19 protein-coding genes are annotated in these 19,779 nt (G+C 45.6%); 8 read left to right on the top strand and 11 right to left on the bottom strand.

Going from position 1 to position 19,779, the window contains the following annotated elements; genetic code table 11:
* Positions 1-45: 45 nt before the first annotated feature.
* Both AOC21_RS00990 and AOC21_RS00985 read right to left on the bottom strand, forming a co-directional pair.
* Entirely contained in the window at positions 46-1,065 is a 1,020-nt protein-coding gene (locus AOC21_RS00990) for a 2-dehydropantoate 2-reductase (protein WP_215391965.1), read from the bottom strand.
* 100 nt (positions 1,066-1,165) lie between these two features.
* Positions 1,166-2,581 (bottom strand): sodium:solute symporter family protein, encoded by a 1,416-nt coding sequence (locus AOC21_RS00985; RefSeq protein WP_215392698.1) that lies wholly within the window; start codon positions 2,579-2,581, stop codon positions 1,166-1,168.
* Positions 2,582-2,699: 118 nt separating this feature from the next.
* On the opposite strand from AOC21_RS00985, the gene AOC21_RS00980 reads away from it, so the two are divergent.
* Complete coding sequence (locus tag AOC21_RS00980) at positions 2,700-3,674, top strand: squalene/phytoene synthase family protein (RefSeq protein WP_215391964.1); 975 nt, start codon at positions 2,700-2,702, stop codon at positions 3,672-3,674.
* Positions 3,675-3,680: 6 nt separating this feature from the next.
* On the opposite strand, the gene AOC21_RS00975 is transcribed toward AOC21_RS00980, so the two are convergent.
* A complete protein-coding gene (locus AOC21_RS00975; protein ID WP_215391963.1) occupies positions 3,681-4,193 on the bottom strand; it encodes a methylated-DNA--[protein]-cysteine S-methyltransferase in 513 nt (170 codons plus the stop codon).
* A gap of 118 nt (positions 4,194-4,311) precedes the next feature.
* Here AOC21_RS00975 and AOC21_RS00970 point away from each other — a divergent pair, with 118 nt between their 5' ends.
* The 6 genes from AOC21_RS00970 to zapD are packed head-to-tail and all read left to right on the top strand — an operon-like array spanning position 4,312 to position 9,622.
* Positions 4,312-5,604, top strand: coding sequence for an HlyC/CorC family transporter (locus tag AOC21_RS00970; protein ID WP_215391962.1), 1,293 nt, complete (start codon positions 4,312-4,314; stop codon positions 5,602-5,604).
* On the top strand, positions 5,601-6,680 hold the full coding sequence (locus AOC21_RS00965; RefSeq protein WP_215391961.1) for a GspE/PulE family protein: 1,080 nt from the start codon (positions 5,601-5,603) through the stop codon (positions 6,678-6,680). Before AOC21_RS00970 ends, AOC21_RS00965 begins: the two co-directional genes overlap by 4 nt.
* Entirely contained in the window at positions 6,671-7,717 is a 1,047-nt protein-coding gene (locus AOC21_RS00960; RefSeq protein WP_215391960.1) for a type II secretion system F family protein, read from the top strand. The genes AOC21_RS00965 and AOC21_RS00960 overlap by 10 nt, the downstream gene beginning before the upstream one ends.
* Positions 7,717-8,217 carry an A24 family peptidase gene (locus AOC21_RS00955; protein ID WP_215391959.1) on the top strand — a complete coding sequence of 167 codons (501 nt, stop codon included), beginning with the start codon at positions 7,717-7,719 and terminating at the stop codon, positions 8,215-8,217. The genes AOC21_RS00960 and AOC21_RS00955 overlap by 1 nt, the downstream gene beginning before the upstream one ends.
* A complete protein-coding gene (gene coaE / locus AOC21_RS00950) occupies positions 8,172-8,858 on the top strand; it encodes a dephospho-CoA kinase (RefSeq protein WP_215391958.1) in 687 nt (228 codons plus the stop codon). Before AOC21_RS00955 ends, coaE begins: the two co-directional genes overlap by 46 nt.
* An 11-nt stretch (positions 8,859-8,869) precedes the next feature.
* The gene (gene zapD / locus AOC21_RS00945; protein ID WP_215391957.1) at positions 8,870-9,622 is read left to right on the top strand and encodes a cell division protein ZapD; all 753 of its coding nucleotides are present in this window, start codon (positions 8,870-8,872) and stop codon (positions 9,620-9,622) included.
* Here zapD and AOC21_RS00940 read toward each other — a convergent pair.
* From AOC21_RS00940 to secA, 4 genes are all read right to left on the bottom strand, one after another.
* The gene (locus tag AOC21_RS00940; protein WP_215391956.1) at positions 9,619-10,035 is read right to left on the bottom strand and encodes an NUDIX domain-containing protein; all 417 of its coding nucleotides are present in this window, start codon (positions 10,033-10,035) and stop codon (positions 9,619-9,621) included. The genes zapD and AOC21_RS00940 overlap by 4 nt on opposite strands.
* A 12-nt stretch (positions 10,036-10,047) precedes the next feature.
* The gene (locus tag AOC21_RS00935) at positions 10,048-10,905 is read right to left on the bottom strand and encodes an ATP-binding protein (RefSeq protein ID WP_215391955.1); all 858 of its coding nucleotides are present in this window, start codon (positions 10,903-10,905) and stop codon (positions 10,048-10,050) included.
* A 15-nt stretch (positions 10,906-10,920) separates the two neighbouring features.
* Positions 10,921-12,156 carry a bifunctional glutamate N-acetyltransferase/amino-acid acetyltransferase ArgJ gene (gene argJ, locus AOC21_RS00930; RefSeq protein WP_215391954.1) on the bottom strand — a complete coding sequence of 412 codons (1,236 nt, stop codon included), beginning with the start codon at positions 12,154-12,156 and terminating at the stop codon, positions 10,921-10,923.
* Between the two features lie 61 nt (positions 12,157-12,217).
* Complete coding sequence (secA, locus tag AOC21_RS00925; RefSeq protein WP_215391953.1) at positions 12,218-14,983, bottom strand: preprotein translocase subunit SecA; 2,766 nt, start codon at positions 14,981-14,983, stop codon at positions 12,218-12,220.
* A 54-nt stretch (positions 14,984-15,037) separates the two neighbouring features.
* Here secA and AOC21_RS00920 point away from each other — a divergent pair, with 54 nt between their 5' ends.
* The gene (locus tag AOC21_RS00920) at positions 15,038-15,535 is read left to right on the top strand and encodes a hypothetical protein (protein WP_215391952.1); all 498 of its coding nucleotides are present in this window, start codon (positions 15,038-15,040) and stop codon (positions 15,533-15,535) included.
* Positions 15,536-15,566: 31 nt separating this feature from the next.
* Here AOC21_RS00920 and lpxC read toward each other — a convergent pair whose 3' ends face one another.
* The 4 genes from lpxC to ftsA all read right to left on the bottom strand — a co-directional run bounded on the left by lpxC (position 15,567) and on the right by ftsA (position 19,771).
* Complete coding sequence (gene lpxC / locus AOC21_RS00915) at positions 15,567-16,481, bottom strand: UDP-3-O-acyl-N-acetylglucosamine deacetylase (protein WP_215391951.1); 915 nt, start codon at positions 16,479-16,481, stop codon at positions 15,567-15,569.
* A gap of 47 nt (positions 16,482-16,528) precedes the next feature.
* Positions 16,529-17,029 (bottom strand): peroxiredoxin, encoded by a 501-nt coding sequence (locus AOC21_RS00910; RefSeq protein ID WP_215391950.1) that lies wholly within the window; start codon positions 17,027-17,029, stop codon positions 16,529-16,531.
* Between the two features lie 112 nt (positions 17,030-17,141).
* Positions 17,142-18,482, bottom strand: a complete 1,341-nt coding sequence (ftsZ, locus tag AOC21_RS00905) for a cell division protein FtsZ (RefSeq protein WP_215391949.1) — start codon at positions 18,480-18,482, stop codon at positions 17,142-17,144.
* Between the two features lie 59 nt (positions 18,483-18,541).
* Positions 18,542-19,771 (bottom strand): cell division protein FtsA, encoded by a 1,230-nt coding sequence (gene ftsA, locus AOC21_RS00900; protein ID WP_215391948.1) that lies wholly within the window; start codon positions 19,769-19,771, stop codon positions 18,542-18,544.
* Positions 19,772-19,779 lie beyond the last annotated feature (8 nt).

Below are 19,779 nucleotides of genomic sequence, written 5' to 3'. Positions count from 1 at the left end.
TAGGTTCACTAGCAAGGGATTTTTTATTTGAAGAATCTTTGCTTTTTAGTAACCAGAAACAGATGGCAACGCTAAGCTGCCTTTCGAAGCCTGTACATTTTCATCCAAGTATTTAGTCAAAGCAAATACAGTGTTCAAGCAAGGCGTTGGAGTTTGAGTGATCTTGCCAAGCTCAATAACAGAACCCAACAACGCGTCAATCTCTAGGCTGCGACCTGCTTCTAAGTCTTGCAACATAGAAGTTTTATGCTTACCAACTTTCTCGGCACCAGCGATACGGCGCTCAATATCAACACGGAAAGTAACGCCCAATTTCTCAGCGATGGTCTGAGCTTCAGCCATCATGCTACGCGCTAATTCTTTAGTCAAAGGATATTGGCATATGCCTTCCAAGGTACCATGAGTTAGCGAGCTGATTGGATTGAAAGTCATATTGCCCCAAAGCTTGAGCCAGATTTCGGAACGGATGTCATCCAAGATTGGAGACTTAAATCCTGCCGCGCCCATCATCTCGGACATCTTCTGAATGCGCTCAGAATTCTTGCCGTCCAACTCACCCAATGGGAAACGATTACCTTCAACGTGGCGAATCACGCCAGGGGCTTGTGTAAAAGTTGCTGGATACACAACGCAACCAATAATGTTGTTTGGATTAATCATGTTCTTAGCAACACCACCAGCATCCACCGTTTCAACTGAATGATCTTGATATTCACCACCCAGCTTTTGGAAATACCACCAGGGAATTCCGTTTTGCATTGGAATCAAAATAGTTTCTGGACCTATGATGGCTGCTAAGTCATCAATGATGGGCTCAACTTGATGCGCTTTCACCGCAAGAATGACTACGTCTGGAGTCTCGGCATCACGAATTTTTTCCACGGCCTTTACTTGAGCAACTAAAGGCTCTGGCTGGTCATCCATAATTAAAGCGAGGCCACGTTCTTTAATTGCAGCCAAAGTAGCGCCGCGCGCAACCACGGTGACATCGTTACCTGCTCGCGCCAACATGACAGCCAAGTAGCCGCCAATAGCACCACCCCCACCGATCACACAGATTTTCATAGGAACTCCATAAGAACTAAAAATTTTGTATTACGACTATTCTAGTTTGGATTTTGCGGTGCAGCAATTTTAAATGCCTAATTTTTAAGCAATTAGCGCCTTAAACGGCCTTTAAGGAGTCTTTTGGTACCAGGCTACCCAAAATCATGCCTGCCATACTGGCAAATAGACCTGCCAATTGAGGGGGGAGAATCGCATTAGGCGCCAAAATTTCACAACTAATCCAAATAGTTAACCCCCCCACCACGGCCAATAATCCACCAAGTGAATTGGCTCTTGACCAATACACGCCAAATGCCAATGGGACAAAAGCGGCCACTAAAGTTACTTTGTAAGCGCTCTCAACCATTTTGAAAATAGAAAGTTCGGAGTTCACTGCAAAGAAAGTCACGACTACAGCAAAACATAAAACCGTGATCCGCATTACCTTCAACAAATCATGATCAGACAAATGCTTAAAAAAGCCCCGCACAATATTTTCAGCAAAAGTTACTGATGGTGCCAATAGGGTCGCACTGGCACAACTCTTAATCGCAGACAGAAGTGCGCCAAAGAACATCACCTGCGCAATTAAGGGGGCGTGATTTAGAATCAACTTAGGCAGAATCATTTGCGGATCAGTATTGAGATACTTACTGACTAAATCTGGACTAATTAAAATTGCAGAGTAAGCCAAATACATTGGCACAAAAGCAAAAATAAAATAGAGTACGCCACCAAGCAACGCTGCTTGAACTGCAATGTTGACGTTCTTAGAAGAGGTGATGCGCTGGAAAACATCTTGCTGAGGAATAGATCCGAGCATCATGGTGCAAAGGGCAGCAACAAAGCCCAAGATTGAAGCCAAATTCATATCCGGCCAGAAGTTACTGAATTGACCAGCAGCGGCCGCATGCTCAATAACCACGCCGATGCCGCCAGTCTGAGCCGTCATCTCACCGCCGATGTACAGCATGCCAATGACGATGATGATCATCTGAATGAAGTCCGTAATGGCAACTGACCACATTCCCCCAAACAAGGTGTAGATCAACACACTAGCGGCGCCAATCATCATGCCGCCCGTCTGGCTAATACTGCCTTCTGAGACCACATTAAATACGAGGCCCAAGGCTTTAATTTGCGCAGCTACCCAACCCAAATACGAAACAACAATGCAGAGTGTTACCAACACCTCAACTGTTCGGCCATACTTTTCGCGAAAAAAATCACCAATGGTTAACATGCGACGGTTATAAAGATGGCGCGCAAAAAAGAGGCCCACCAAAATCAAACAGAGAGAAGATCCAAAGGGATCAGCAACCACCCCTCCCAAGCCTTCTTTGAGGAAAGTAGCCGGAATACCTAAGACAGTTTCAGAACCGAACCAGGTAGCAAACACCGTTGCAGTCACAATTGGTAAAGGAAGGCTATGACCCGCCGCAGCAAAGTCAGCAGTATTTTTGACTCTGAGGGCTGCCCATAGGCCAATGCCAACCGAGATAACCCAGTAAATAATGACGAACCAAATGAGCACGCCTAAATACTCCTTCTGAAATTTGATGAAATTATATGGCCATGTCACTTTTGACAGATAGTAAAAAGGGCTTATTTGGAGCACCCCGCGCAAGAGGATGGTCTGACATAATTCAAGAGTGAGAGCACCCAAGCAAACCCCAATATCTAGCCCAGCCGCTGACGTGGCTTACCAAAAAGCCATTCTGGGTTCTGTATCACGTACTTTTGCCCTCACCATCCCGCTTTTACCCCCTAGCATCGAGAAAGTCGTTGGCAATACCTATTTGCTCTGCCGAATTATTGACACTATTGAGGATGCGTCCGACTTAAGTCCTCAGACTAAACAATCACTATCGGCGCTCTTTTTAGATGCCGTACTAGAAAAGACGCCCGTAGAAAATTTTGTGCAGCCCTGTCTAGATGCATTTCAGAATTACAGCAATCAAGATGAGTTGGATTTAATTGCACACACTCCAACTGTTTTGCGTATTTTGCATACCTGCTCCAGCCAAGATCAACAGGCAGTTAGTCGCTGTGTTTCCATCATGTCAGAAGGGATGTCCTATTTTCATGGGAAACAAAATCAAGCCGGCCTTCAAGATCTTGCTCAGTTTGAACAATATTGCTATGTAGTCGCAGGCGTTGTCGGCGAACTACTAACCACTATTTTCAGTAATCATTCCCATGCCTTTAAAGAAAAAATGGCTGGGCATGAAGATTTAGCAATTGCTTTTGGACAAGCGCTGCAAATGACTAATATCCTGAAAGACTCCCCGGAAGATAAAGCGCGCGGAGTATCCTGGAAGCCAAGCAATATAAGCCAGGAAGCTCTTTTGCACATTGCTTACCAAAAGCTACAAGATTCTTTACATTACATATTATTGATACCCAAACAAGAGCAAGGAATGAGGCGTTTTTGCTTTTTAGCCTTTGGCTTAGCGGTGATGACTCTTTCCAAAATTGCCACACGAAAAGAATTTGATCACAAAGATGAAGTTAAGCTTTCTAGAAGCACCGTAATGAGTTTCTACGGCTTTACGCAGTGGGCCGTTAAAAGCGATCTATTGATGAAGACTTTTTTCTACCTCAGCAGCAGATCGCTAGCCAAATAGATTTGGCTACAAAACACCTTCGTGCTCTAAAAGCCAGAATTTAATTTGGCGATATAGGCCGGGAGCATTTTCTTTCATAAAGCCACCAATTCCTTGGGCCGATACCACTCGATGGCAAGGTGTTATTAAGGGATAAGGATTAGCGCCGCATGCTGTACCTACTGCACGCGCCCCACTTTTAATCTTTTTAGCGACTTCACCATAAGTTCTTGTCTTACCAACGGGTATATCTTGAGTGCTTGTCCATACTTTTCGCTGGTGCTCGGTACCCACCGGTTTAGTAGGTAAATCAAACTGCCAGTGAGGATCCTTAAAGTATGCATTGCACTGTCGCGCAATCTCTTTGGCCAGCTGGTTCTGTGGTGCGACCAAAACCGCGTTGGAAGGTAAATAATCAATTCTGGAAAGCATTAAGCTGCCCTCCACTAATTCCGTCGAAATGCCCAGACATCCAAAAGGTGCTTTGATAACACAGTAGCTAGTGACGTTTGGGTTGGATAGGGTTGGCAAGGAAGTCATATCAGGCAATTCTCACATAAATTCACAAGGGGGATTACAGGCCTTTGTTTCATGGCTATAGCTTGCGAAATGCCACTTTGATATATTGACTCATCATTACTTTTTTCAGGCAGACCTCATGGACACCTTTTTTGACGATTGGCCCTTTTATGGCCAAGTTGCTCTAGTCCTATTTTTACTTGCACTTTCTGGCTTTTTCTCAATGGCAGAAACCAGCATGCTGTCTTCAAACCGCCATCGCCTGCGTGCAATGGCCAATGGCGGTAATGCAGGTGCAGCGCTAGCCGAAAGACTCTTAAAACGCATTGACTCTCTGCTATCCGTTCTACTGATATCCAATAATCTGATCAATACGATTTTGCCTATTTTGGTAACTGGCATTGCCCTGCATATATTTGGTGACAGCGGACTGGTCCTCTCCATTGCCACCTTGGTGGTTGCGCTTCTCATCATCATCTTTAGCGAAATTACCCCTAAAGTTATTGGTGCCGCATTCCCCGAAAAGATTGCCTCGAATGTGGGCTGGTTTATTTTGCCGCTTACCTTCGTGCTCAAGCCATTACTTTGGTTTATCAATAGCTTTGTTTCTGGCCTGATGAAAGTATCTGGTCTGCAAGCGTCTTCAGATAGTAGAGCTATGAGCAAAGAAGAGTTGCGCAGCCTAGTACTGGAATCAAATCGTTTTGTCTCGAATCATCATCGCAATATTCTGCTTAATCTATTCAACCTAGAAAACATTACCGTTGATGATGTGATGACACCAAGATCTAAGATTGAAGTCCTGGATCTTTCAAGGCCAATTGATGAGGTAGTTCAGCAACTAGAAACCTGCTATCACAATAAATTGCCAGTCTGTGATGGCGACTCTGAACGCATTATCGGCATTCTCTCCGTCAAAAAGGCCTTGTCCTTATTGGGCGATACAGATTTGAAACATGAAGACTTTAGATCTCTGGTTAATGAACCCTACTTCATTCCAAGTGGCACGCCCGTATTGCAGCAAATGCAATTTTTTCAAGATAACCAACAACGCTTGAGTTTGGTTGTGAATGAATATGGTGAAGTTCTGGGCTTAGTGACCTTTGAGGATATTGTTGAAGAACTGATAGGCGAGTTCACCACCTCTTTTTCCAATCTATCAACCGATCCTCGCTGGCTTGCTGATGGCACCTATCTCGCAACGGGAAGCGCCTCATTGCGAGACTTAAATCGTTTGCTCAACCTGAATCTTCCACTAGATGGACCGCGAACACTGAACGGCCTCATTCTCGAAAAGCTCGAGGCTATTCCTGATCATGATGTCAGCATTCGGATTGCCGGCATCGTGATGGAAATCATTCAATTTGATGAGCAAGGCGTAAAAACCGTAAAACTTTATCGCCCCGCCACCCTGGCTCAAGAGCAAGATTGAGCGTTGTCTCCGATGACTCACTAATCATTCGCACTTGGTATGAAATTACTGCTCATGCTTTAGATTCCAGAGCGAGTGATATTCATATAGAAGCTGGAATACTTGCCACACTTATACGCATTCGAGTGGACGGGCTCCTACAAATCCAATCGCACTACCCGATTGAGTTTCACGATCGTCTCATCACGCGCATTAAGGTTCTTGCACGTTTAGATATTGCTGAAAAACGCCTCCCGCAAGATGGGCGACTATGCATTGGGCATGACTTCTCCAAGCCTAATATTGATTGCCGCGTCTCGATTTTGCCAACCCTCCATGGAGAAAAGGCAGTCATTCGTATATTGCCAAGTTGCGTTGATGATCTTGATCTTCAAGAGCTCGGTCTTCTACCAGAGCAGCTAGAGATATTCCAGCAAACACTCTCTCAATCTAATGGACTTATCTTGGTTACAGGCCCAACAGGAAGCGGCAAGACACGAACGCTCTATAGCTGCTTGCGTCAACTCAATCAAAACCATCGCAATCTTTGCTCAATTGAGGACCCGATTGAAATTCGTCTCGCAGGAGTGAATCAAGTAGCCTATCACCCGAGAGCTGGATTAGATTTTCCGACCATCATTCGCGCCCTGCTTAGGCAGGACCCCGACGTCATCATGATTGGAGAGATACGAGATAGCGCCACTGCTCAGCTAGCCATTCAGGCAGCGCAAACTGGACATCTTGTTCTCAGTACATTACATACTCGCAATGCTGGTGGCGCAGTGCCCAGACTTAAAAACCTTGGGGTTGATCAGGAATCTCTTGAGTCCTGTCTTTTAAGTGTTAGCTCGCAACGCTTAGTTCGTAAGAACTGCCCTGAATGCTTTGGACAAAGTGCAATTGCAAGGCCTCAATGCTTTGCCTGTAAGGGCAGTGGTTACTTTGGGCGCATTGGTGTTCATGAGGTATTGAACAAAGCCCATTTATTGAATTCATCTGCTTCATATATGAGCATGCGAGAAGCGGGATTACTACACATACAAGCAGGACATATCAATCTAGCAAACCTGGATGCAGAAGTAGGCACATGGCATTAAGCAAACAGGATCAACTTCAATTTGCCGAGCAACTCTTGACGCTTTTAGAGGCTGGACTTCGCCTCCTAAATGCAATTGAGTTGATTTATTTAAGTGCCCCAAAGGACTGGCTCTCCTGGATTAATAGCATTTACTCACAACTTAAAAAGGGAGAAAGCTTTTCTCAATGCCTGCGTAGCCAAAAAAATTTATTCTCAATGGAGTTTATTAATCTCATTCGCGTCAGTGAGAGAACGGGCGACTTTAATTTGGCGCTGAAAACGATTTGTCAGCAACTCGAAGCTCAAATTGAATTACGTCGGAAAATTCAACAGGCACTGAGTTACCCCATCATCACCCTCACCAGCTCCTGCCTTCTGGTGATTGTGATGATGATTTGGGTTGTGCCTGTTTTTAAAGATGTTTTTGCTCATTTTCAAGCGGAGCTACCAACCCCAACTAAAGCTTTAATTCAAGCATCATCCTGGCTTGAAGAGTTCTATATTGGTATTGCCGCTGGTCTAGCCGGCTTCTTCGGTATTTTTATTCTTGCGTGGATCAAGCTTCCTAGACTGCAAAAATATTGTGATCGCATGAGCTTTTACATACCGATGATTGGTCAACTACTGAGATTGGCAACCCTTACCTACTGGTGCCGAACACTGGGCCATCTTTTGAAGTCAGGCCTACCCCTTCCAGACGCACTTAGGGTTACTGCGCAATCTTCTAACCACTGGCTCAGTCACGATTTTAGCGCTGAGATATTTAAACACCTGGCCCGCGGTTGGCCCCTTGGCGATGCAATTGTGAAAGCAGATCCAAAATACACATTGTTTGATCTGGAAACAGTACAGCTATTACGAATAGCATCAGAAAGTGGCGCACTCCCCGACATGCTGCAACGGCGTGCATTGGTATTGGGCTCTCAATTAAGCAATCGGCTCAATACCTTAAGTCAAAGCTTGGAGCCCTTATTAATTATTATTGTTGGACTCATCATTGGAAGTCTGGTCATAATCTTGTATCTCCCCATCTTTAACCTAGGACAGATTGTTTAATGGGTAATTTTGTTTTACTCGATTGGATCAGAATATTCCTAATATTGGTCTTGATATATTCGGCCTATATTGATTTACGCACCTTCCGATTGCCAGATGCCATCACCCTCCCCTTAATCCTATCTGGCTTGTTGCTTAACGGTTTTTCTCACTTAGGATTTATTTCTTTTCAGGACTCAATCATTGGGGCAGTTCTGGGCTACATCTCTCTTTGGCTCCTCAACCTCCTATATCGACTAGTTAAAAAGCAAGATGGCATTGGTATGGGGGATGCCAAGCTACTAGCGGCATTGGGCGCATGGTTTGGCTGGTATACCTTGCCCAGCCTTCTGCTCATAGCATCCCTCTCTGGATTGATAGGCGGGTTCATTTGGCTGCAATGGAACAAACAAAATCATCGCTCCGCATTTCCGTTTGGTCCTTTTCTTGCCATTGCTGGCATCATTGAGTTGTTATGGCCACAGACACTACAAACCCTTCTTCTCAGCAAGCTGGCTTAGGCATACTAAAAGGGCACACGCCCTTTGTTGGCCTTACTGGTGGCATTGGTTCCGGGAAATCTGCTGTCAGCGATCGGCTTGCCCAATTGGGTGCGGGCATTGTTGACACTGATCTGATCGCCCATCAGATTACCGCTCCCAATGGGGTGGCAATCCCCTTCATTGAAAAACAGTTTGGCCCTGAGTTTATTGACTCCAGGGGGTCGCTGGATAGAGCGAAGATGCGCAGCCTAGTGTTTGCCGATCCCGAGGCCAGAAAAGCATTAGAGATGATTACCCACCCCCTCATTCGGGAAGAGACAATTCGGCAAGCTCAGCGGCTCATAGAAGAAAGTACCCCTTACCTTGTTTTTGTAGTGCCTCTATTAATTGAATCTGGGAATTGGCTATCTCTTCTGGATTACCTTGTAGTGGTCGATTGCCCGGAGGAGCTCCAGATTGAGCGGGTGACGCACCGCAGCAAATTACCCCGAAATGAAGTCGAGAGAATTCTCAAGGCCCAAGCCAGCCGACAAGAACGTATTGCCCATGCGGATATGGTCATTGAAAACCAAGGCAGCCTGGATCACTTACAAGCCCAGGTTTTGGAATTGCACCAAAAAATCCTACAGATTCAGAAAGATCGCAGCAGTTCGTCATAGAATATGGGCTTGTGATTGTCTACGAATACCCCTTCAATGAATTAGTTCGAAGCATGCTTCGACTGGAGTATTTGTTCGCCCGCTTCAACCACTTTGTTCGCTCAGATGATCCTGAGTTGCACCACAATGCCATCTCCATCTTGTTCGACCTTGGCGATATTGGGGCACGTGGTGATATCAAGTCTCTCTTACTCAAAGAATTTGAACGTCAAAAATACGCACTCAATGGATTGAAGTCATCACAAAAAGTTGATCAAGAGGCACTCTCACAAACGCTTTCCGAAATTGATGCCGTTGCTAGTAGCATTAATCAATCCGCAGGCAGACCTAACTCAGCTATTACCGAAAGTGAATGGTTAAACGCAATTCGCACTCGATTAAATATTCCAGGCGGCACTAGTCCGATTGATTTACCAAGTTATCACGCTTGGAAAAATAGTCCGACATCCGAGCGCCGCGAATTGTTAGAAAAATATATTGGACCGCTATTGCCATGGCATGAAGCATGTCAATTGTTTTTAAGATTGCTTCGTCAATCAGGCGAAGCAAAAGATGTTGTTGCGCACAATGGGTCTTTCCAACAAGCGCCATCTGGGAAGGTGTACCAGTTAATGCGCATCGCAGTTGAAGATGACACGCTATTCTCAGAGATTAGTGCCAATAAATATTTACTCTCTGTCCGTTTCTTAAAGTCCGAGCGGGATAAAAAAGCGCAATTGGTGAATGCTGACGTACCGTTCAAACTCACCCTCTGCCAGTTTTAAGGCAAAAGGCCTCTAAGCCTTTCCAGCATTGGCCAGGCGGCCGGCAATAAAGGTTCTACGCTAGGCTTTTCAGCAGCAAGCAACTCCCACGATAAGGCTTGGTTCTCACAACCTTTGGGGGTACCAATCCAATTACGAATAATGCTTACATGCAAGCGAACATAGGCGTGCGGATAATCATGCTCTAAAACAGTAAGCTCTTCACTTGACTGAATATCAATGCCAAGCTCTTCTTGTAATTCGCGCTTGAGCGCTTCGAAAACGGACTCCCCTTTTTCGATTTTTCCACCAGGTACTTCCCAGTATCCAGCGTATGGTTTACCTTCAGGCCTCTGCCCTAAGAGATAGCGACCTTGAGTATCAAGCAATATTCCCGCGGCCACTTCGGTAACAGGGCGTTTAAGGTCAGTCATAAATGTAATAACTTAGGCTTTTGAACCAGCCCAATGCTTGGCAAATTGCCAAGCAACGCGCCCTGAACGTGAGCCACGTTCCAAAGCCCAAACCAAGGCCTCAGAACGAGCCGCTTCAATCTGTGTAGCGCTCAAGCCGAAATGTTGCAGCCAATGCGCCACGATTGCTAAATATTCATCTTGCTTTGGTGGATAAAAAGATAACCAAAGACCAAAACGTTCTGATAAAGAAATCTTCTCTTCAACCACTTCGCCAGGATGAATTTCACCATCATCACTGTGCATATAACCTTCGTTGTCTTTCATGTACTCAGGCAGTAAATGACGACGATTCGAGGTGGCGTATATCAAAATATTGTCGACTTGAGCCGAAACAGAGCCGTCCAAGGCTGATTTCATGGCTTTGTAGCCGGATTCACCATCTTCAAATGACAGATCATCGCAAAAAATAATGAAGCGCTCTGGACGCTCAGCCAATAGCTCGGTAATGTCAGCCAAATCAGCCAAATTTTCTTTCTCAACCTCAACCAGACGCAAACCTTGGCTAGCAAACTCATGCAAACTTGCCTTGATGAGTGAGGACTTTCCAGTACCTCTAGCGCCAGTGAGCAAAATATTATTGGCTGGTTTTTTCTGAATAAAGTTTTTAGTGTTGTCGCGTATCGCATCACGTTGACGGTCAATATTCTGTAAATCCTCGAAAGTGATATCGGATACATGCTTTACTGGCTGCAAAAAACCAATGCTGCCAAAAATACTATCGCGACGACGCCATCTAAATGCAGTAGATGATTTCCACTGCTCCTCAGTTAAAGGCTTGGGTAAAAAAGTGTCGAGATGATCTAAAAGACGATCTAATTTTTCATTCATATTTCTAACCGTCTTTTATGAGCGATAGTCTGCATTAATGGATACATAGTCATGTGATAAATCACATGTCCACATCGTTTGTGTAGCGTTACCGCGCCCCAAGTCAATCTTGACCGTAATTTCTGATGCCTGCATGACGCGTTGACCGTCCGCTTCTTGATAATCAGGATTGCGCCCGCCATCCTTGGCTACCCATACATCACCTAACCACATCTGCACACGATTGACATCTAAATCCGCAATACCCGCATAGCCAATTGCGGCAAGGATACGACCTAAATTAGGGTCACTAGCAAAGAAGGCTGTTTTTACCAATGGTGAATGCGCAACAGCCTTAGCAACCAGGCGACATTCTTCCGCGGTTTTTCCACCAACAACTTCAATAGTCATAAATTTAGTAGCGCCCTCGCCATCACGCACAATCATCTGAGCCAGCTTTCTGGCTAGAGCAACTAACGCGTCCCGCAAGATTGGATAACTAGGATCGTTCGCTGATTGAATTTGTACTGCCGACTGACCCGTCGCCATAATGATGAAAGAGTCGTTAGTAGAGGTATCGCCGTCAATGGTGATGGCATTAAATGACAGATCAGCGATCTCACGAGTGAGGTTACCTAAGAGGCCTGGAGCAAATCCTGCATCAGTAGCAATAAAACCCAGCATGGTCGCCATATTGGGATGAATCATCCCAGCCCCTTTGCAGATGCCAGTAATAGTGACTGCGCCACTAGGTGTTTCAATCGTGACTGATGTCGCTTTAGGCTGAGTATCCGTAGTCATGATGGCTTCAGCAGCATCAAACCAATTGTCTTCACCTAAATTTGCTACGGCTTTTGGTAAGGCGGAAATAATTTTTTCAATCGGGAGCGGCTCAAGAATGACCCCCGTTGAAAACGGCAAAATCTGCTCTGGATTGATCTTAAGATCTTTCGCTAGGGCTGCACAAGTCTCCAAGGCATGCTTCATGCCAGACTCACCTGTACCAGCATTAGCGTTACCTGTATTAACTACAAGAGCTCGAATTTCACCGTTACGACCCTCTTGTGCCAAATGTTCACGACAAACCTGTACAGGTGCAGCACAAAAACGATTCAAAGTAAAAACACCAGCAACCTGTGAGCCAGGGGCTAAAGTCATTACCAATAAATCTTTGCGATTTACTTTTTTAATGCCTGCTTCGGCGATGCCCATTTCAAAACCTTTAACAGGTTTGAGATCGGCTTTTTGGGGGAGGGGTAGATTAACTGTCATGATTTGACAATTGTAGATGAGCAATTACAGGGATGTTGAATAAACATCCCTGTATAAAACGTTAACTTAGTGCGCCGCAGCAGTTCTTGTATTTCTTACCGCTACCGCAGGTACAAGGATCATTGCGCCCGATCTTTGGTCCAACGCGAACAGGAGCGGGCTGGATATCGACCGCAGCACCACCATCACCAGTTGAGCCTGCCACTTCCCTCTCAGGATCAGCATGCTGATACTGAACATCAGAAAGCTTGGCTAAATCATCATTCATAGATTCGGAAGCTTGATCTAACTCACTTGCACTGCGAATTTGGACTGTCATGATGCTCTTCACAACATCATTCTTGATGACATTCAGCAATTCACCATAAAGCTCGAATGCTTCACGACGGTATTCTTGCTTAGGATCTTTTTGAGCATAGCCACGCAAATGAATACCTTGGCGCAAATGATCTAAGGCTGCCAAATGTTCACGCCAATGGCTATCTAGGCTATATAAGAGTACGGAGCGTTCAAAACTAGCGAAGGATTCACGACCAGAGAGTTCGACCTTTGCATCATAGGCATCTTTAGCAGCCTGCAATACACGCTCAACAATTTCTGCGTCATCTACAGTCTGGGCATTCTCAACCCAACTCCTTAGATCGATCGTAAGACCCCACTCGCTGGCAAGAACATTTTCCAGCCCAGCTAAGTCCCACTGCTCTTCCATGGACTCAAGAGGAACATAAACCGAGCAAACGGAACGCAAAACATCTTCACGTAAATTAGCAATTAACTCGCCAATATCTGCACTCTCAAGTACTTCATTTCTGAGTCGATAAGTTTCTTTGCGCTGATCATTGGCTACGTTGTCATATTCCAGCAATTGCTTACGAATATCAAAGTTACGACCTTCAACCTTGCGCTGTGCAGACTCGATCGAGCGAGTCACCATGCCAGCTTCAATCGGCTCACCATCTGGCATCTTGAGTCGATCCATCACGGCACGCAAACGATCGCCCGCAAAAATACGGAGAAGAGCATCATCTAAAGAAAGGTAGAAGCGAGACGAACCTGGATCACCCTGACGACCAGAGCGGCCTCTTAACTGGTTATCAATACGACGACTCTCGTGACGCTCGGTACCAATAATATGTAAACCACCAGCCGCTAGAACTTGGTCATGAATACTCTGCCACTCATCCTGCAATTGCTTAATCTTGGCTGCTTTATCTGCGTCAGAAAGAGCGCTATCAGCCTCAATCAAGGATGACTGCTTGCCCACATTACCACCCAAGACAATGTCAGTACCACGACCTGCCATATTAGTGGCAATCGTAATCATCTTAGGACGACCAGCTTGTGCAATGATCTCTGCCTCGCGAGCATGCTGCTTTGCATTTAAGACTTGGTGCGGTAACTTGCGTTTATCCAGCAAGCCAGCAATCAACTCAGAGTTCTCAATCGAGGTGGTGCCCACTAATACTGGCTGACCACGCTCAAAACAATCCTCAATATCTTTAATTACTGCGTCATAGCGTTCACGAGAAGACTTGTAGATCTGATCTTGCTTATCTTTCCTTTGGCTAATGCGATTTGGAGGAATCACAACCGTTTCTAAGTTGTAGATTTCTTTAAATTCATATGCCTCTGTATCAGCAGTACCAGTCATACCTGCCAACTTGCCATACATACGGAAATAATTTTGGAAGGTGATCGTCGCTAAAGTCTGATTCTCGTTTTGAATCTGCACGCCTTCTTTTGCTTCTACAGCCTGATGCAATCCATCAGACCAACGACGACCTTGCATTAAGCGACCAGTAAATTCATCAACGATGATGACTTCGCCATTTTGTACGACGTAATGCTGATCACGGTGATACAGAGAATGCGCACGCAGTGCTGCATATACGTGATGCATCAATGTAATATTTTGTGGCGCATAAAGAGAATCGCCATCATTTAGTGCGCCCAGCTGAACCAATACAGCCTCAGCCTTGTCATGACCTAACTCAGTCAAATAAACCTGTTGAGACTTCTCATCAACCCAGTAGTCGCCAGGCTTTTCAACGCCAGTACCATCAGCCTTCTCTTCGCCAATTTGACGCTCTAAATGAGAGGGCAGGGCATTAATCTTGATATACAGATCCGTGTGATCTTCTGCCTGACCAGAGATGATTAATGGCGTACGAGCCTCATCAATCAGAATGGAGTCTACTTCGTCAACGATTGCGTAAGCTAGGCCACGCTGAACGCGCTGACCCAAATCCTGCACCATGTTGTCGCGCAAGTAATCAAAACCAAATTCATTATTGGTGCCGTAAGTAATATCGGCAGCATATGCCTCTTGCTTGGTGGTGTGATCCATCTGGGATAGATTCACACCCACCTTCATGCCCAAGAAGTTATACAACGTGGACATCCATTCAGCATCGCGCTGTGCCAAATAATCATTAACCGTTACTACGTGCACACCTTTGCCGGTCAACGCATTTAGATAAACTGGAAGCGTTGCCGTTAATGTTTTTCCTTCGCCCGTGCCCATCTCAGCAATCTTGCCGTGATGCAAGGCCAAACCACCAAGCATCTGAGCATCGAAATGACGCATCTTCATTACGCGAACACTTGCCTCGCGAACTACCGCAAAAGCTTCTGGCGTAATGTCGTCTAAGGACTCTCCTGCAGCAAGACGTGACTTGAATTCTGCAGTCTTTGCAGAAAGTGCAGCATCATCCAAAGATTGCAGGCTCGCTTCAAAAGCGCCGACCTTGGCAACGACTTTGCGATACTGTTTTAAGAGGCGGTCGTTACGACTGCCGACCAGGGTTTTAAGAAGACCGATTACCATGGGATATTGAAGAAAATTAAGTCCTTGAGTTTATCACCCGCAACCCCATTTTTTATGAACTTTGCCCCTAAAACACCCCGCAAGCGCACAGCTCACGACTGGATGGATTACTTACGAGAATCCGATGGTCTGGGGGGAATTTTGGCCAAAACCGAAGACCTCGCCAAACTCAAGATAGCCCTAAACTCAGCCCTGACAAGGCTTGATCTGGATCATTTGAGCTCAAAGATAGAGGCTGGCTGGCGCTCTGGCTCACAAGATGAGCTTTTTTTACTAGTCAACAGCGCTAGCATTGCAACCCGCTTACAGCAAATATTACCTAGTTTAATCAATGAGTTAGCTAAATCTGGGGTGGCCTGCAAGACTATAAAGGTGCGCGTAAAACCAGCGCCACCTGCCTGGGAAGTGAAGCCACGCCAAAATCAGCGCGAGAAGCCAAAGGGGCTAAATGAGGTGGCCAAAAAGTCTTGGGAATCACTATTAGAGAAGTTAGGACCAGACTCGTGCTTACGCTCCTCTATCGAGAAGCTGCTTAAAAACAAACCGAAGTAGCTTAAAACGCCTTCGGATTACATTAACCCCATCAGAAAAAGAGGGGCTGACTTTCTTGGGAATAAGCTCCCGGAGCCTTATTTTCAGCAAAAGAGCTGATTTCATAAGAACTGGGGTCTTCCAAAAGCTTCCGTAAAAGCGCGTTATTGAGAGCATGCCCTGACTTCTCGGCAACATAAGCCCCAACAATCGGGTGGCCAATCAAATACAAGTCACCTATTGCATCTAAGATCTTATGACGTACAAATTCATCTTCGTAACGAAGCTCTTCGTTATTCAAAATGCGATGCTCATCCAAAACAATCGCGTTATCTAAACTACCGCCGCGCGCTAATCCCATTTCGCGCAATGCCTCTACTTCATGTGCAAAACCAAAAGTGCGTGCACGACCAATTTCACTGCGATAAGCTTGTTCTGCAAAATCCACTACAAAGCGTTGGCCAGTTTTATCTACAGCCGGATGTTTGAAGTCAATTGTGAAATCTAACTTAAACCCAAAGAATGGCTCTAAGCGAGCTAGCTTGTCGCCCTCGCGCACTTCTACTGTTTTTTTAATCACCACAAATTGACGTGGCGCTTCTTGTTCAGCAATGCCAGCTGATTCAATTAAGAATAAGAATGAAGCAGCGCTACCATCCATGATGGGCACTTCTTCACCATCCAACTCTATCAATAAGTTATCAAGACCGAGACCAGCGCAGGCTGAGAGCAGATGCTCAACCGTCGATACGCGAATACCATCTTTTTGAATGACAGAAGCAAGTCTTGTATCGCACACTGCTAAAGCAGTTGCTGGTACAACTGACTGCTCAGGCGTATCTACCCGAACAAATTGAACCCCTGAATTTACTGGCGCAGGCTTAATAGAAATCGTTACCTTGCGACCAGAATGCAAGCCAATCCCCACGGTTTTAACCGGAGTGGCGATAGTGCGTTGCTTCATCATATTTGGATATCTAAATTCAGGGGGTATTCGTTATGCAGAAATTGAAATTACAGCTTTTTCAAGATAGAAGCAGCATCGCTGACTTCAAACTTGCCAGGAGCTTCGCGATCTAATGACTTCACGACACCATCTTCAATAATCATGGCATAGCGATCAGAACGCACACCCAGTCCTCGAGAAATTAAGTCCAACTCTAGACCAAGCTTTTTGGTGAACTCAGCACTACCGTCACCCAACATGCGAATCTTTTTGCCAACTTTTTGGTCACGTCCCCATGCACCCATCACAAACGGATCGTTTACAGAAACACACCAAATCTCGTCAACGCCTTTAGCTTTAATAGCATCGTAGTGCTCAACGTAACCAGGCACATGCTTTGCAGAGCAGGTTGGCGTAAACGCACCGGGCAATGCAAACAATACAATCTTTTTTCCAGCAGCTATCTTTTCAACTTCAAAAGCATTTGGCCCTAAGGAGCAGCCTTCGCTCTCTTCATTAATAAATTCATAAAGAGTAGCGTTAGGTAATTTTTGTCCAACTTCAATCATGACATCTCCAATAAATAATTGTTAGTAAGCATGCCAACGCAAGCGCGGGATTCGTCGTCCGGAGGGGCGCCGCGCTGGCATTTTGCAATTACCTATTGTATTAAGCAGTCAATTAATCTGCTTGTTTACGCAAAAAGGCTGGGATTTCATAGTAATCAGCCCCTTTATCCAACATGGATTTAGCCTGAGGAGAACTATCTGCACCTAATGTAGGCGCAGGAGTCGCTTCACGAGAGCTACGAAAAACCCGCGGCAAATCATATTGGCTGTAGTCAACACCAGAGCTTGCTGGCTGAGCTGCCATTGCTGGAGTACTACCAGTACCAGTTAAAGCTAAGCCTGCACTCGTGCTCAAAGGGGAGTCCAAACTCACCTTGCTAATGGCTGCTGATGCACTAGCAGGAGCAAAACTATTGAGATCCGCCATTGTTGGCATTGCATCATGCGTACCAGTAGCCTGTCTCCAAACTACTTCAGGCTGGTTGTTTTTACGAGCCTGAGGATTATTCAAGCCAGTAGCAACTACAGTTACACGCAAAGCATCACCTAAGCTCTCGTCATACACGGTACCGAAGATGACAGTTGCATCATCCGCAGCATAGCCACGAATTGCAGCCATGACTTCACGAGTCTCAGACAACTTCAATGAACGGCTAGCAGTGATATTTACCAATACGCCACGTGCGCCAGATAGATCAACACCTTCAAGCAATGGTGAAGCAACTGCAGCTTCAGCAGCTAAGCGAGCGCGATCCATGCCGGAAACAGTTGCCGTGCCCATCATGGCTTTACCTTGCTCACCCATCACTGTCTTCACGTCTTCAAAGTCAACGTTAATCAAACCTTGAACATTGATGATTTCTGCGATGCCAGAAACAGCGTTATGCAATACATCATCTGCACAAGCAAACGCTTTGTCGAACTCAGCATCTTCACCCATCACTTCAAAGAGTTTTTCATTGAGTACAACAATTAATGAATCTACATAAGATTCGAGTTCTGAAGCGCCATTCTCAGCAACTTTCAAGCGCTTTACGCCCTCGAAATCAAATGGCTTGCTGATGACACCAACGGTGAGAATGCCCATTTCTTTCGCTACTTGAGCCACGATTGGAGCTGCGCCAGTTCCAGTGCCACCACCCATACCAGCAGTAATGAACACCATATGAGCGCCTTGCAATGTATCTGCAATACGTGCGCGAGCCTCTTCAGCAGAAGCTGCGCCGATTTCTGGCTTCGCACCAGCACCTAATCCGCTAGAGCCCAGTTGCAAATTCACAGATGCCTCAGAACGCTGTAAAGCGCCAGCATCGGTGTTCATGCAAATGAACTCTACGCCATTAACACCGCGACGGATCATGTGCTGAACAGCATTACCGCCAGCGCCACCGACACCAACCACTTTAATAATGGTCTTGCCAGCTGTTTCTTGATCTAACATTTCAAATTCCATATACCCTCCTAGGTAAATACGTACTACATTGACGACGACGAAAAAAACTAAAAAATTACTTAAAAATTTCCTGCGAACCATTCCTTCATGCGCGTAATAACACTCTGAAACGCGCCTGATTGAGAAACACGACGGCCGCGCAATAGCTGCGCTTGGCCTTCCATCAGCAAGCCAATGCTGGTGGCATATCTAGGGCTACGTAATACTTCATGTAAATGTCCACGGTACTCAGGAGTGCCCATACGAGCTGGTCTTAAGAAGACTTGCTCAGCTAACTCGACCATGCCAGGCATTAATGCTGTGCCGCCTGTCAAAACAATTCCAGAGGAAACCATATCTTCATAGCCAGAGTCGCGTACTACGCCTCTTACCAGGGTAAATAGCTCTTCAACACGGGGTTCAATTACTGCAGCCAATGCTTGTTTAGACATTGGGCGTGGTTCACGATCACCTACACCAGGAACATCGATCATCACAGTTGGATCAGCCATCTCTTGACGAGCAATACCGTGCGCAATCTTCAAATCCTCTGCATCAATTGTTGGGGTACGTAATGCCATCGCAATGTCATTAGTGATTTGATCGCCTGCAATAGGAATCACAGCAGTATGACGAATTGAGCCCTGGCAATAAATTGCTATATCAGTTGTACCACCACCAATATCCACCAACACTACGCCAAGCTCTTTTTCATCCTCGGTTAATACCGCCAAACTTGATGCTAAAGGCTGCAATATCAAGTCATTTACTTCAAGACCACAGCGACGTACACACTTCACAATATTTTGTGCAGCACTTACAGCGCCAGTCACAATATGCACTTTCACTTCTAAGCGTAGACCACTCATACCAATTGGCTCGCGGACATCTTCCTGTCCATCAATAATGAATTCTTGAACAAGAATGTGCAAAATCTGTTGATCGGTTGGGATGTTGATTGCTTTTGCTGTTTCGAGAACGCGCTCGACATCTCCAGAGCCAACTTCTTTATCTCGTATGGCAACCATACCGCTTGAGTTAAAGCTCACGATGTGATTACCAGCGATTCCAGTAAAGACTTGTACGATTTGACGATCAGCCATTACTTCAGCCTCTTCAAGCGCCTTCTGAATCGACTGAACGGTTGCTTCAATATTGACTACAACGCCCTTCTTTAAACCCTTAGATGCCGTTTGTCCAACACCAACTACGTTGAATTGACCATCAGGAGCTAATTCAGCAACCAAGGCAACCACCTTGGAAGTTCCAATATCTAAACCAACCAAAATATCGCGATTGTCTTTACTCATTGCCATTC

It is taken from the genome of Polynucleobacter sp. VK25 (genome assembly GCF_018687355.1).
GTDB lineage: Bacteria > Pseudomonadota > Gammaproteobacteria > Burkholderiales > Burkholderiaceae > Polynucleobacter.
Note: the sequence above shows the minus strand (reverse complement) of the source record. Positions and strands in the feature narration are given on the sequence as shown.

What these genes read in the sequence shown, in the direction of transcription:
- AOC21_RS00990 (WP_215391965.1), bottom strand. Translation starts at nt 1,065, where the DNA reads ATGAAAATCTGTGTGATCGGTGGGGGTGGTGCTATTGGCGGCTACTTG.
- AOC21_RS00975 (WP_215391963.1), bottom strand. Translation starts at nt 4,193, where the DNA reads ATGACTTCCTTGCCAACCCTATCCAACCCAAACGTCACTAGCTACTGT.
- AOC21_RS00970 (WP_215391962.1), top strand. Translation starts at nt 4,312, where the DNA reads ATGGACACCTTTTTTGACGATTGGCCCTTTTATGGCCAAGTTGCTCTA.
- AOC21_RS00960 (WP_215391960.1), top strand. Translation starts at nt 6,671, where the DNA reads ATGGCATTAAGCAAACAGGATCAACTTCAATTTGCCGAGCAACTCTTG.
- AOC21_RS00955 (WP_215391959.1), top strand. Translation starts at nt 7,717, where the DNA reads ATGGGTAATTTTGTTTTACTCGATTGGATCAGAATATTCCTAATATTG.
- coaE (WP_215391958.1), top strand. Translation starts at nt 8,172, where the DNA reads ATGGCCACAGACACTACAAACCCTTCTTCTCAGCAAGCTGGCTTAGGC.
- AOC21_RS00940 (WP_215391956.1), bottom strand. Translation starts at nt 10,035, where the DNA reads ATGACTGACCTTAAACGCCCTGTTACCGAAGTGGCCGCGGGAATATTG.
- AOC21_RS00935 (WP_215391955.1), bottom strand. Translation starts at nt 10,905, where the DNA reads ATGAATGAAAAATTAGATCGTCTTTTAGATCATCTCGACACTTTTTTA.
- argJ (WP_215391954.1), bottom strand. Translation starts at nt 12,156, where the DNA reads ATGACAGTTAATCTACCCCTCCCCCAAAAAGCCGATCTCAAACCTGTT.
- secA (WP_215391953.1), bottom strand. Translation starts at nt 14,983, where the DNA reads ATGGTAATCGGTCTTCTTAAAACCCTGGTCGGCAGTCGTAACGACCGC.
- AOC21_RS00920 (WP_215391952.1), top strand. Translation starts at nt 15,038, where the DNA reads ATGAACTTTGCCCCTAAAACACCCCGCAAGCGCACAGCTCACGACTGG.
- lpxC (WP_215391951.1), bottom strand. Translation starts at nt 16,481, where the DNA reads ATGATGAAGCAACGCACTATCGCCACTCCGGTTAAAACCGTGGGGATT.
- AOC21_RS00910 (WP_215391950.1), bottom strand. Translation starts at nt 17,029, where the DNA reads ATGATTGAAGTTGGACAAAAATTACCTAACGCTACTCTTTATGAATTT.
- ftsZ (WP_215391949.1), bottom strand. Translation starts at nt 18,482, where the DNA reads ATGGAATTTGAAATGTTAGATCAAGAAACAGCTGGCAAGACCATTATT.
- ftsA (WP_215391948.1), bottom strand. Translation starts at nt 19,771, where the DNA reads ATGAGTAAAGACAATCGCGATATTTTGGTTGGTTTAGATATTGGAACT.